The organism is Nostocoides sp. (genome assembly GCF_037045025.1).
Classification (GTDB): domain Bacteria; phylum Actinomycetota; class Actinomycetes; order Actinomycetales; family Dermatophilaceae; genus Nostocoides_A.
In genome coordinates this window covers 157,804-169,701 of sequence record NZ_JBAOHM010000016.1, presented here as the reverse complement: position 1 = coordinate 169,701, position 11,898 = coordinate 157,804, and the positions used below count along the sequence as shown (strand labels likewise).

The 11,898-nt window shown below is 68.1% G+C and carries 11 protein-coding genes; 7 read left to right on the top strand and 4 right to left on the bottom strand.

All coding sequences use genetic code 11. The features are described from left to right. Positions 1-14: 14 nt before the first annotated feature. From V9G19_RS23305 to V9G19_RS23290, 4 genes are all read left to right on the top strand, one after another. Complete coding sequence (locus tag V9G19_RS23305; protein WP_462287778.1) at positions 15-758, top strand: succinate dehydrogenase/fumarate reductase iron-sulfur subunit; 744 nt, start codon at positions 15-17, stop codon at positions 756-758. A gap of 214 nt (positions 759-972) precedes the next feature. Further along, on the top strand, positions 973-2,904 hold the full coding sequence (locus V9G19_RS23300) for a PPC domain-containing protein (protein WP_462287777.1): 1,932 nt from the start codon (positions 973-975) through the stop codon (positions 2,902-2,904). 54 nt (positions 2,905-2,958) lie between these two features. After that, complete coding sequence (locus tag V9G19_RS23295; RefSeq protein ID WP_462287776.1) at positions 2,959-3,633, top strand: CDGSH iron-sulfur domain-containing protein; 675 nt, start codon at positions 2,959-2,961, stop codon at positions 3,631-3,633. 37 nt (positions 3,634-3,670) lie between these two features. Continuing rightward, positions 3,671-4,192 (top strand): ASCH domain-containing protein, encoded by a 522-nt coding sequence (locus V9G19_RS23290; RefSeq protein WP_462287775.1) that lies wholly within the window; start codon positions 3,671-3,673, stop codon positions 4,190-4,192. Positions 4,193-4,200: 8 nt separating this feature from the next. Here the strand turns inward: V9G19_RS23290 and V9G19_RS23285 are convergent, their stop codons facing one another. From V9G19_RS23285 to V9G19_RS23270, 4 genes are all read right to left on the bottom strand, one after another. Beyond that, positions 4,201-5,439, bottom strand: coding sequence for an MFS transporter (locus V9G19_RS23285; protein ID WP_462287774.1), 1,239 nt, complete (start codon positions 5,437-5,439; stop codon positions 4,201-4,203). A gap of 17 nt (positions 5,440-5,456) precedes the next feature. Next, the gene (locus tag V9G19_RS23280) at positions 5,457-6,266 is read right to left on the bottom strand and encodes a CPBP family intramembrane glutamic endopeptidase (RefSeq protein WP_462287773.1); all 810 of its coding nucleotides are present in this window, start codon (positions 6,264-6,266) and stop codon (positions 5,457-5,459) included. A gap of 24 nt (positions 6,267-6,290) precedes the next feature. Next, positions 6,291-6,908 (bottom strand): DUF4126 domain-containing protein, encoded by a 618-nt coding sequence (locus V9G19_RS23275; protein ID WP_462287772.1) that lies wholly within the window; start codon positions 6,906-6,908, stop codon positions 6,291-6,293. Positions 6,909-7,073: 165 nt separating this feature from the next. Beyond that, on the bottom strand, positions 7,074-7,418 hold the full coding sequence (locus V9G19_RS23270; protein WP_462287771.1) for a hypothetical protein: 345 nt from the start codon (positions 7,416-7,418) through the stop codon (positions 7,074-7,076). Positions 7,419-7,633: 215 nt separating this feature from the next. Here V9G19_RS23270 and metG point away from each other — a divergent pair, with 215 nt between their 5' ends. The 3 genes from metG (at position 7,634) to V9G19_RS23255 (ending at position 11,781) form a co-directional block, all read left to right on the top strand. After that, the gene (gene metG, locus V9G19_RS23265; protein WP_462287770.1) at positions 7,634-9,436 is read left to right on the top strand and encodes a methionine--tRNA ligase; all 1,803 of its coding nucleotides are present in this window, start codon (positions 7,634-7,636) and stop codon (positions 9,434-9,436) included. Next, positions 9,433-10,284, top strand: coding sequence for a TatD family hydrolase (locus V9G19_RS23260; protein ID WP_462287769.1), 852 nt, complete (start codon positions 9,433-9,435; stop codon positions 10,282-10,284). Before metG ends, V9G19_RS23260 begins: the two co-directional genes overlap by 4 nt. 330 nt (positions 10,285-10,614) lie before the next feature. After that, a complete protein-coding gene (locus V9G19_RS23255) occupies positions 10,615-11,781 on the top strand; it encodes a ubiquitin-like domain-containing protein (protein WP_462287768.1) in 1,167 nt (388 codons plus the stop codon). Positions 11,782-11,898: the final 117 nt, after the last annotated feature.

Sequence of the window (11,898 nt, the reverse complement as noted above, 5' to 3'; positions counted from 1 at the left end):
GACAAGGAAGACACGTGAAGCTCACGCTGAAGATCTGGCGTCAGAACGGCCCGAAGGACCAGGGCCGCCTGGTGACCTATCAGGTCGATGATGTGTCCCCGGACATGTCCTTCCTGGAGATGCTCGATGTCCTCAACGAGAGTCTCAACGCCAAGGGTGAGGAGCCGATCGCATTCGACTCCGATTGCCGCGAGGGGATCTGCGGCATGTGCGGGTTGATGATCTCCGGTGAAGCGCACGGTCCGGTTCGCGCCACGACCTGCCAGCTGCACATGCGCACGTTCAAGGACGGCGACGAGATCACGATCGAGCCGTGGCGCGCCGAGGCCTTCCCGGTCATCCGCGATCTGGTGGTCGACCGCACCGCCTTCGATCGGATCATCCAGGCCGGCGGGTTCATTTCGGTCAACACCGGGGCCGCCCCCGACGCGCACGCGACCCTGGTGCCCAAGGACAAGGCCATGCGGGCGTTCATGGCGGCCGAATGCATCGGCTGCGGTGCGTGCGTCGCGGCCTGTCCCAACGCCGCCGGCATGCTGTTCATGGGGGCCAAGGTCACCCATCTCGGCGAACTGCCGCAAGGCCAGCCGGAGCGCGCCCTGCGCGTGCGAGCGATGGTGGCCCGGCACGACGCCGAGGGATTCGGCGGATGCACCAATATGGGCGAGTGCTCGGCGGCCTGCCCCAAGGGCATTCCGCTCGACGTGATCAGCCAGCTCAACCACGACCTGCGCAAGGCGGGCAGCGGCCGCTTCTGAGCCGTCTCGGTCCGAGGACGCCAAACCGCGGCGTCCTCGGACTTTTTTTGTGTTGTATGCCGTTCTGTCTCAACATTTTCTCGCCGCGCCCGTAAGAAACCGCGCCGTTCAAGATGCGGGGTCCACCGACTTTCAGTAACGTCAGGAACGCCAGAGGACGTGACCGGGAACACGTGACCGGTCGATGGGTACGTCCTAGACAAGGGAGGATGCAGTGCGACGACAACTCACGCTTACCGCCGCCGCGGCGACCGCCGCGGTGCTTGCGCTAGCGCAAGGGAGCGCCCAAGCCAGCACGGACCGAGGGGGTGACCTGACCCCCGCGGAGGCCGCCGCCCTCGCGCACGGCGTCCAAGTGGCGCCCAAGGGATCCTCGGTGCCGCGCGGGACCGCGAACCCGTATCGGGCCCTGGTTCCCGACGAGTCCACGATCGACTTCGCCTATTGGCGCCAGGCCATGAAGCGCGACGCCCAGAAGCGGGCGGCCGAGCGGGCAGCGAACACCAAGGATCTTCCGCCGGCGTTCGTCTACGACGAGAAGGAACTCGACGGCGGCGGCTCGAACGACACTCCCGCGGACGCGGAGCGGATCACCTTGTTCGGGATCGGTGCCACGAAGAAAAACCGCGTGCGCATCAACGGCACGTTGAACACCTTCACGAGTTCGACCCGTTCCCTCGCGCCGGTTCCCGAGGACAACGGGTCAATCCCGCTCGCCGGTGATACCGGGCTCGACGGCCAGGACAAGATCACCACCACCGGTGTCCTGGGAGACGGCCCGCACGGGAGCACCGGGGATGCCAACGGCGACTTCGACGCCTACAAGCTGACCGCCCCCGCGGGTCAGCAGATCGTCGTCGACACCAGCGCCACCACCACTGACACCTTCGTCGGCCTGTATGACGCGGCGGGCACCCTGCTCGCCACCGACGACGACGGCGGCACCGGCCTGGCGAGCCTGCTTACCTACGACGTGACCACCACGGGCACGTACTACGTGTTCGTCGCCGGTTATCGTTCCGGTGGCCCGTTGCCGTCCGACCCGTTCGACTCCGGCTCCGGTCCCGGTGTCGGCCGGGAAGGCAACTACGGCCTGGCGATCTCGGTCAACAAGGTTGACCGCGACTACTTCGGCGTCCGGCTGAGCAAGGGTGATGTCCTCGGCGGATCCGGGATCTCGGGGGCCGACACGATTTCGGTCACCAAGCCCGACGGGACCCGCATGGTCGGCGCGGAGGCGCTGGACGCCTCCTCGCTCTATCCGCCGGAGTCTCCGCTACCCGGCGCGGGCACGACGGCGATGGCCTATGTCGCCGAGGAAGCCGGCTGGTATGCGATCAACATCGCCGGCACGAACGGTGACTACTCGACTCAGCTCGAGGTCTACCGGCCGGGTGGGCAGCGCACCGCGGGTCCCGTCCAGCGCGTCTTCCTCGACTTCAACGGTCAGCGGGTCAACACCGGCATCTGGGGCGGCTACGGAGTGCGCGATCTCAGCCCGTTCTCGGCCTTCCTCGGCCGGTGGGGGTTGACCCAGGCCGACCTTCCCGACCTCGTCCGGATGACGACCGAGGAGGTCAACGAGAACCTCAAGCAGGACGCGATCGCCTACGGGATGAACCCCAACGTCCAGGTCCAGATCGTCAACTCGCGCAACAGCGCCGACATCTATGGCCAAAACCGCGTCGCGCGGGTCATCGTCGGCGGCACGATCGACGAGGCGGGGATCGACACGATCGGCATCGCGCAGTACATCGACCCGGGCAACTACAACATGTCCGACCAGGCGCTGGTGCTGCTCGACGTCCTGTCCGACCCCTCGGGCTCGGCCTCGCTGAACACCTACATGACCGACGCCAGCGACCGCAAGGCGTTCGTCGCCCAGGCGGTCGGCAATGTCGTCGCGCACGAGATCGGGCACCTCATCGGCAGCTACCACACCGACAACACCAACGAGGTCGCCAACCTCATGGACGCCGGTGGGACCGGCTTCCCGCGGTTGTTCGGGGTTGGGCCTGACGGCATCGGCGGCACCGCTGATGACGCCGACACCGACTTCGGTTTCGACACCTACCGTCCGGCGGAAGGCTTCACCGGTCTGGAGAACACCCTTAACGTCGACGCCTGGGCCTGGACCAAGCGCTGACGTCCGATCGAGGGCCTCGGCCCATTTCACCTCGATGTGGTGCAAGGTTTCCTCATGGCCGATATCGAGGTGAGCACCAATGGTCCGTATGCCGTTCACGGCCTGGACCTGATCCGGCTGCGGTTGCACCCCGCTGCGGACCCGCAGGAGCAGGCCTGGGTCGAGCGCGAGAGCGTCGACGTCGCCGAGCAGGCGGATGAGTCCGGCACCTATTGGCTGTGCCGGTGCGGGCACTCGGCGAACAAACCGTTCTGCGACGGCAGCCATAAGCGGGTCGGCTTCGACGGGACCGAGACCGCGCCGAGGACCTCACACCGGGAGAGCGCCAAGGTCATGGAAGGCAGCGGCGTTGTCGTGCGCGACGTCCGGCCGTTGTGTGAGCACGCTGGCTTTTGCACCCTCCCAGGCACCAACGTCTGGGCGATGGTGACGTCGGACGATCCGGAGGTCCTCGCCGCGATGCGGGTAATGATCGACCACTGCCCCTCCGGCGCGCTCACTCGGGCCGAGGACGTGAACAGCACGAATGACTCCGAGCCGGTTCTCCCCAGGCGTGTTGCCGTCGTCGACGACGGGCCCTATCTCGTCACGGGCGGGGTCAGCATCAGCGGCGCCGACGGGCAACCCCACGAGTCGCGCAACCGGATGACGCTATGCCGCTGCGGCGCCTCGGCCAGCAAGCCGTTCTGCGACGGCTCCCACGCCAAGGTCGACTTCCATGACGAGTGAGCCACCCGCCAGGCCGCATGATCGCACGCCAGAGCCGGTGGACTCGCTGCCGACAGTGGACGAGGAGTCCGTGCGTGCCTTTTGGGAGGTTGCGCGCGTCAAGGCCAAGCTCAACCGGTTCGAGGTCTACACCGGCGCCAACGCCCGCGGCTCCCTGATGCCGCCGGCCTGGGCGTTCGGCGCGACTCCGGAGCAAGCCGACGAGCTGCTCGCCCTGGTGCTGGACGGCGCCAAGACCGGGACCGCCGGGGCGCTCTGGGACTACGAGGCCGAAGGGGAGGAGTTGCCGCAGGCCGGTGCCCTGTCGATCATCCTCGACGGCCGCGGGCACCCGCGCGCGCTCATCGAGACGACCGCAGTCGCTGTGGTGCCCTTCGAGCAGGTTGACGCTGAGCACGCCCGCTCCGAGGGAGAGGACGACCGCAGCCTGGCTTCGTGGCGCCGGATTCACGAGGAGTTCTTCAGCGCCTACCCGAGCCATGACCGCGGCTTTAGCGCCGACATGCCGGTGGTTCTCGAGCGTTTCCGGCTGATCTATCCGACGGCGCGCAACGCCTGATCGGTGGCTCACGCTGACGTTGTGCTGGTGACCCGGGCGCTCGCGGCGGGCAGCCGGCGGGCGGCTGCGCTCGCCAGGACGGCCCCCGCTGTGGCGACGGCGATCAGCGCCGCCCAGAGCAGGAAGCGGCCACGTTCGAGCAGCCACAGGTAGGCCGCCGGGGCGAGGATGGTCGCCAGCGACCAGGACAGTTGGTAGGCCGCGAGGTAGCGCCCGCGCAGGTTCGCCGGGGCCGCTTCGACGGCGGCCGCGGTCAGCACGGGACCACCGAGCAGCTCGCCGAGGGTATAGATCGCCACCGCGAGGAAGACCGCCCCCGCGGTCACCTCGGCGGGGAGGGCGGCGGCCGCGGCGAGCGCGACGAAGCTCGCGGCATACATCCCCTGGCCGAGCCCGACAATCCGGTGGCGACGGTGACCGTCCATGGCGCGCACCACGAGCCCCTGGCCCAAGCCGACCAGCACCGTGTTGAACGTGAACAACGCCCCCGTGACCCAGCCGGAGACCCCCAACGTGCGCAACGCATAGACCGGGATGGCGACGTTGAGCGTCAGCACGCACAGGGCATAGGAGGCGTTCGCCGAGACGAGCAGCAGATAGGGCCGGTCGGCGAGCAGCCGGGCCCAGCCGCCCCGCTCCCGCGGCGTCCGGGAATCCACCGGAACCGGACCGCCGGTCGGGACCCGGAGCAGGACGGCGTAGGCCAACAGGAAACTGGCGGCGTTGATGAGCACCAGCGCCCGGAAGGCGGCCGGCGTCCCGATCTGAACGGCCACACCGGCGGCCAGCCCGCCGATGGCGAAGCCGATATTGCGCAGGGCACCGAGGAAGCCGAACCAGACCTCTCGCTCACCAGGCTCGGTGGCTGCCGCGACCATGGGGGAGTAGGAACTCCAAAACGCACTCATTCCCACGGTCGTCAGGGCGGAGACGACCACGATCGCGGCCATGGAATCGGCGGCGACGTAGGCGGCATACCCGAGGGCTTGGACGAGGTTGGCGGCCAGCATGAGCCGCTTGGGTCCGAAGCGGTCAACCAGGGCGCCCGACAAGAGCACGAGCGGGATTGCCGCCAACCCGGAAATCGACAGCGCCAGTCCGACGTCGGCCATCGACACCGGTGTCGTGCTGAGGAAGTAGAGCACCGAGACCGGCAGGAAAAGCCCGCTGCCGAGCGCGTCGATCCCGATGCCGGTCACCATTGCCGGATGGCGCCTCGGATCGGGGAAGCCGAGCAGGCGCAGCACCCGCCGATCCTCTCATCTCACAACCAGCCAACCCGCGAACGCAGCAGCGTGTAGCCGACGAAGGCGGCGATGTCGACGAGGGTGTGGGCAATAACCAGCGGCAGGACCCGCGTCGTGCGCACGAAGAACAGGCCGAAGAGCACGCCCATGAGGGCGTTCCCGACGAACCCACCGAAGCCCTGGTAGAGGTGATATCCGCCGCGGATCAGCGCCGAGACACCGATCGCCAGCGGCGTCGCCCATCCCGCTTGCCGCCAGCGGGTGAGCAGGTAGCCGATCATGACAACCTCTTCGAGGATCGCATTCTGGGCGGCCGCGAGGATCAACACCGGGATCGTCCACCATTGCCCGGTGAGATTGGCCGCTGCGATCGTCGTGTTCAGGCCGGCGGCGCGGGCGCCGAGATAGAGCAGCAGGCCCGGTATGCCGATGACGAGCGTCAGCGCGCCTCCCTGCAGGAGGTCGGCCGCCGGGCGGGACCGGTCGATCCCGATCTCCCGGGCTGCCGCGGGGTCGTCGCGCCGCAGGAGATGAACGGCGATCAGCGCGGGCACGACGCCGAGCCCGATCGGCAACAGCTGGTAGGCGAGATCGAGCCAGGGCCGCTCGGGAGTGACCGAGTTGTTCATGGTGGTCGTCTGCTGGTTGAGCGCGACCTGCTGGGTGAGCTTGTTGACCAGGCTGAGGATCGACCACAGCGCCGAGGCGCCGAGCGAGAGCCCGAGCACCAGCCAGGTCTCGGTGACCAGCGAGCGGCGAGGCAGCGCGGTGTGCGGCACCGGCGCGGCCGAGGCAGCGTCGGTCAAGAGCGAGCGCGGAAGCGGCATACGGGCGATTGTGACCCGCTGACCTTAGGCGTAGCTGATCGTCGGATCGTCATCTGCGCGCCGCTGGCGGCGCTTCTTCCAGGCGCGCACCCGGCGCCAGAGCAGGAAGAGCGCAATGGCCAACAGGACGAGTGCGACGATGACGAGCAGCGGCAAGAAGATGGCGATGAGCGAGAGCGCGATCGACGTGCCGTCCTCGACCGTGGACGCCACGGGTGCACCCGCCCCCAGCGTGCCGGCGTTGATGGCGGGGCGGGCAGCGGCCTTGCCGGTGTGCACCAGTCCCGAGACGATGATGCCGAGGATCACCCCCACCCAGGCGTTCTCCTTCATCCACGCCGAGTTGTCGAGCTGCTCGGCGGCCGAGGTGGCGGCAAAGACGAGTCCGCCCATGGACGGCCGGATGAACGTCTGCACCGCGTCGTTGATTGTGTCCACCGCGGGGATCTTGTCGAGCACGACCTCGGTGAGCAGCAGCACCGTTCCACCGGCGATCGCCCACCAGCTCTCGATCCAGGCGAACGATGCGGGCAGGGTGAGGACGTCGGTGAAGCGGGCGAGCAGGGCGACGATCAGGAAGGGAATGTAGGCGTTCAGGCCGGCGGCCGCGGAAAGGCCCATGCCGGTCAGGGCGGCGATCATGACCAGAGGGTAACTTCTGGATGCGGGGTGAGCGTGCCGGACCGTCGGGGGATCGGGCGGGGGGATCCGGCGAACGCGGACAGCGAACAGCCCGGGAGGCCGCTGCCTCCCGGGCCGTTCTACGAGTGTCCGGTCACCGGCTCGCGGCCGGTGCCGGATGCCGAATCAGCGAAGCTCGCCGACCTTGCTGGTGTTGACGCGGCGGTCGCCGGAGTAGCACTGCGCGGTCGACCAGATGCCGCTGCCCTGGTACTTCCAGGCGCCGCGCATGACGTAGGTGGTGCCATTGCCGCGACGGCACTTGGCCCAGGCGCGGTACTGCGTGCCGTAGGCGGCGGTGCCGCACTTGACCTGGACGCCGCGGGTGATGTAGCGGTAGACGCACGCAGCCTTGTCCGCGCTGCTGGCGGAGATGTCGCTGGTCGGGGCGGCCGAAGCCGTGGTGGCCATGCCAACACCCATGGTGCCGGCCAGGGCAACGCCCGCGAGGGCGCCGGTGATGCGCTTCATGTGTAATCCCTCCATATGGGCTCTCCCTCGGCAGCGAGTCCGGGAGAGTCCGGCTTTTGAGGTCGTGACCCGCTTGCGAGGCAAGACTGTAGCCATAGCGGCGAGCGTTACCAAGTCGTGATCCGTAATCAATTTTTCAATCATGTCGGGCCCGCGCCGGGCGGCGGGTGCGGAGCGCCGCCCGGCGCTCCCGCCTCCCACCTAGGATTGCCGTCATGACCAAGGTGCTCGCCGCCGTCGCCTGGCCCTATGCCAATGGCCCTCGCCACCTCGGCCACGTGGCCGGCTTCGGGGTCCCCGCGGACGTGTTCAGCCGCTACGTGCGGATGGCGGGGCACGACGTGTTGATGGTGAGCGGCTCCGACGAGCACGGCACCCCGATCCTCGTGCTCGCCGACAAAGAGGGCGTCAGCGCCCGCGAACTCGTCGACGTCAATCACGCGATCATCGCCCATGAACTCGCCGACCTCGGCTGCTCCTACGACCTCTACACGCGCACCACGACGGCCAACCACTACGCCGTCTCCCAGGAACTCTTCCACCAGGTCTGGGCCAACGGCTACATGGTCGAGCGCACCACGCGCGGTGCCGTCAGTCCGTCCACCGGGCGCACGCTGCCCGACCGCTATATCGAGGGGACCTGCCCGATCTGCGGCTACGGGGAGGCGCGCGGCGATCAGTGCGACAACTGCGGCAACCAGCTCGAGCCGACCGACCTGATCGATCCGCGCTCGAAGATCAACGGGGAGACACCCGACTTCATCGAGACCCAGCACTTCTTCCTCGATCTGCCCGCCCTCGCCGACGCCCTGCGCGCCTACCTCGACGGTCGGGAGGCCTCGGGCACCTGGCGGCCCAATGTCATCAAGTTCAGCCTCAACATCCTGGACGACATCAAGGCGCGCGCAATGACCCGCGATATCGACTGGGGCATCCCGGTGCCCCTGGACGGCTGGCGCGACCTGCCGACCAAGAAGCTCTACGTCTGGTTCGACGCGGTCATTGGCTATCTGTCGGCGTCCATCGAATGGGCCCGCCGCACCGGGGATTCCGAGCGCTGGCGGGAGTGGTGGAACGACCCGGACGCGCTCTCGTACTACTTCATGGGCAAGGACAACATCACCTTCCACTCCCAGATCTGGCCGGCCGAGCTGCTCGGCTATATGGGCAAGGGCGACAAGGGCGGCGAGCCGGGGATCTATGGCGAACTCAACCTGCCCACCGAGGTGGTCAGCTCCGAGTTCCTCACGATGGAGTCCAAACAGTTCTCCTCCTCGCGAGGACATGTCATCTATGTCCGGGACATGCTCACCCGCTATCAGCCCGACGCGCTGCGCTATTTCATCTGTGCGGCCGGCCCCGAGACCTCCGATTCGGACTTCACCTGGCGTGAGTTCGTCCAGCGCACCAACTCCGAACTCGTCGCCGGCTGGGGCAATCTGGTCCAGCGCTCGGCGACGATGATCCACAAGAACTTCGGCGAGATCCCACCGCGTGGCGCGCTGGAGCCGGAGGATCAGGAGATCCTCGACGTGGTCGCGTCCGGGTTCGACGTGGTCGGGAATCTCCTTGCTCGGCAACGGCTTCGGCACGCGACAGCCGAAGCGATGCGCCTCGTCGGTGAGGTCAACGCCTATGTGTCGCGCACCGAGCCGTTTAAGCTCAAAGGCGCCGAGCAGCGCGGGCGGTTGGCCACCATCCTCCACGTGCTCGCCCAGTGCGTCGCGGACTGCAACACGATGCTCGCGCCGATGCTTCCGCACTCCTCGACGGCCGTGCACCACGCCCTCGGCGGGAGCGGCATTTTCATGCCGCTGCCGCGCGTTGACGAGGTGAGCGATCTCGACTCCGGACACCCGTATCCGGTAATCACCGGCGACTACACCGACACCCCGTCGTGGGGGCGGCGAGCCGTCATCGCGGGCACGCCCGTGGCCAAACCCATACCGGTCTTCGTCAAACTCGATGTCGGCGTGATCGATGAGGAACTTGCCCGGCTCGAGGGTTCTGGCCGGTGACTCGGCCCGGCGAGTCGAACGCGCGGGTCCCGGCCGAGCCGGACCCGCTGCCGGTCACGGTCGTGGACAACCATGCCCACCTCGACATCGTCCGTGACGACGTGCCTGCGCTGGGTCTGGATGAGGCGCTCGCCGCGGCGCGGCGCGCCGGGGTGGACCGCATCGTGCAGATTGGCTGCGAAGTCGCCTCGGCCCGGCAGAGTGTTGCGATGGCGCACACGCATCCGGCGCTGCTCGCCGGCGTCTCCCTGCACCCCAACGAGGCGCCGCGCCTGGCCGCGCGCGGTGAGCTCGAGCCCGCGTATGCCGTGATCGAGCAGCTCGCCGGCGACGACCGCGTGCGCGTCATCGGGGAGAGCGGTCTGGACTATTACCGGACCGGCACGGAGGGCAGGGCGATCCAGCACGCGTCCTTCCGGTGGCACATCCGCCTGGCCAAGGACAGCGGCAAGGTCTTGCAGATCCATGATCGCGACAGTCACGAGGACGTGCTCGCGATCCTCGATGACGAGGGCGCCCCGCGGCATACGGTCATGCATTGCTTCTCCGCGGATGTCGGCTTCGCCCGGGCCTGCCTGGAGCGGGGCTTCTATCTCTCCTTCGCCGGACCGATCACGTTCAAGAACAACCACGGGCTGCGGGATGCGCTGGCGATCACCCCCCTCGATCGGCTCCTCGTGGAAACGGACGCGCCCTACCTGACTCCGCAGCCGTGGCGCGGCGCGGGCAACTCCAGCTATCTGCTGCCGCACACGGTCCGGGTTGCCGCGGGTGTGCTCGGCGTTGCGACCGCCACCCTCTGCGAGGCGGTCAGCGCCACGGCAGAGCGGCTCTATGGTCCGTGGTGAGTGAGCTGACTCACATCCGAATCCACCCGAACGCCTGAAACACACGGGGCCGGTGTGGCCAAAGCGCACCCGAACTACCCCCTGGCCGTTACCAAAATTTGACCTTCCGTGGGGGCGTTGGGCATGGTGGTTGTTGTTAGCCGCGATTGCGCCCAGTGATCCGGCAGCACCGACGGGCCTGATTTCCTTCCCGCAGCCAGTGTTGGCCCCGGGTGGGACAGGCCCGCTTGTGCCGTGCGATCGTCCCCCGATCACTGGCCGGATCACCGATCCATCGGGCTGCCCGGACGCCGGGCAGCAGGTGCGGGTCACTCAACTTGGGAGTTTGCTTTGCAATCACGTCCGGTCCGCCGCCTGGCCCAGCTCGGCGTCGTCGGCGCCCTGATCGCAGGAGTGGCCGGCGTCGCCCACTTCGACAAGTCCGTCGCCCTCTCGGTCGACGGCTCGACCGAGTCCGTGCACGCATTTGTGAGCACCGTCGGCGACCTCCTGGAGAAGGAGGGCATCACCGTCGGTGAGCATGACCTGGTCGTCCCGGCGCTGGGCAGCGCGGTCGAGGACGGGCAAAAGATCGTCGTCCGGTACGGCCGCAAGCTGACCGTGACCATCGACGGCGTGAAGAAGGAATATTGGACGACCGCCACCACCGTCGGCGCCGCCCTTGACGAGCTCGGCTTGCGCGCCGAGAACGCGGAGCTGTCCGCCTCCCGCTCGGCCGCGCTTGGCCGTGACGGGTTGGCCATGAACATGGTCACGCCCAAGCAGATCACGGTCACCGCCGACGGCAAGAAGACCACCAAGACCACCACCGAGCCCGACGTGAAGTCGCTGCTCGCGCTGCTCAAGGTCAAGGTCGGTAGCAAGGACCTGGTCAACCCCGATCTGGACACCCCGCTCAAGGACGGCATGAAGTTGGTCGTCACCCGAGTGGAGACCAAGACGATCACCAAGACCGCATCGATCGGCTACGACACGATCCGCAAGAACGACTCCTCGCTCTACGAAGGCCAGTCCAAGGTGGTCACCACCGGCCGCGAGGGCGAGCGCGAGACCAAATACCTTCTCGTCCTGCATGACGGCAAGGAATACAAGCGCACCAAGGTCTCCTCCCAGGTCACCCGAACCGCCCGGGATGCTGTTGTGTCCGTCGGCACCAAGAAGCGGCCCGCCGCTCCAGCCCCCAGCTCGCCGCCGCCGAGCACCGGCGGCTCGGGTGGAGGGTCGGCCGGCAACCCTTCCGGCGCCGGCCTCAACCTGGCCAATGCCGCCATGTGGGACCGGATCGCGATGTGCGAGTCCGGCGGCAACTGGCACATCAACACCGGCAATGGCTACTACGGCGGCCTGCAGTTCCTCACCAGCACCTGGCTCGCCTACGGCGGCGCCGACTTCGCCTCGCGGGCCGACCTGGCCAGCCGCGAGCAGCAGATCACTGTCGCCAACCGGCTGTATGCCGTGGCCGGCCTCTCCCCGTGGGGTTGCGCCCACGCCGCCTGACCCCCGCGGCTCGCGCCGCACCGCCTCGTCGAGCGCGCCCCTGTCCCCCGGGGGCGCGTTCGGCGTCTGGCGCGCCGTTCGCGGGCTTCCCGAGGAGGCCGGCCTCTGGTCTAGCGT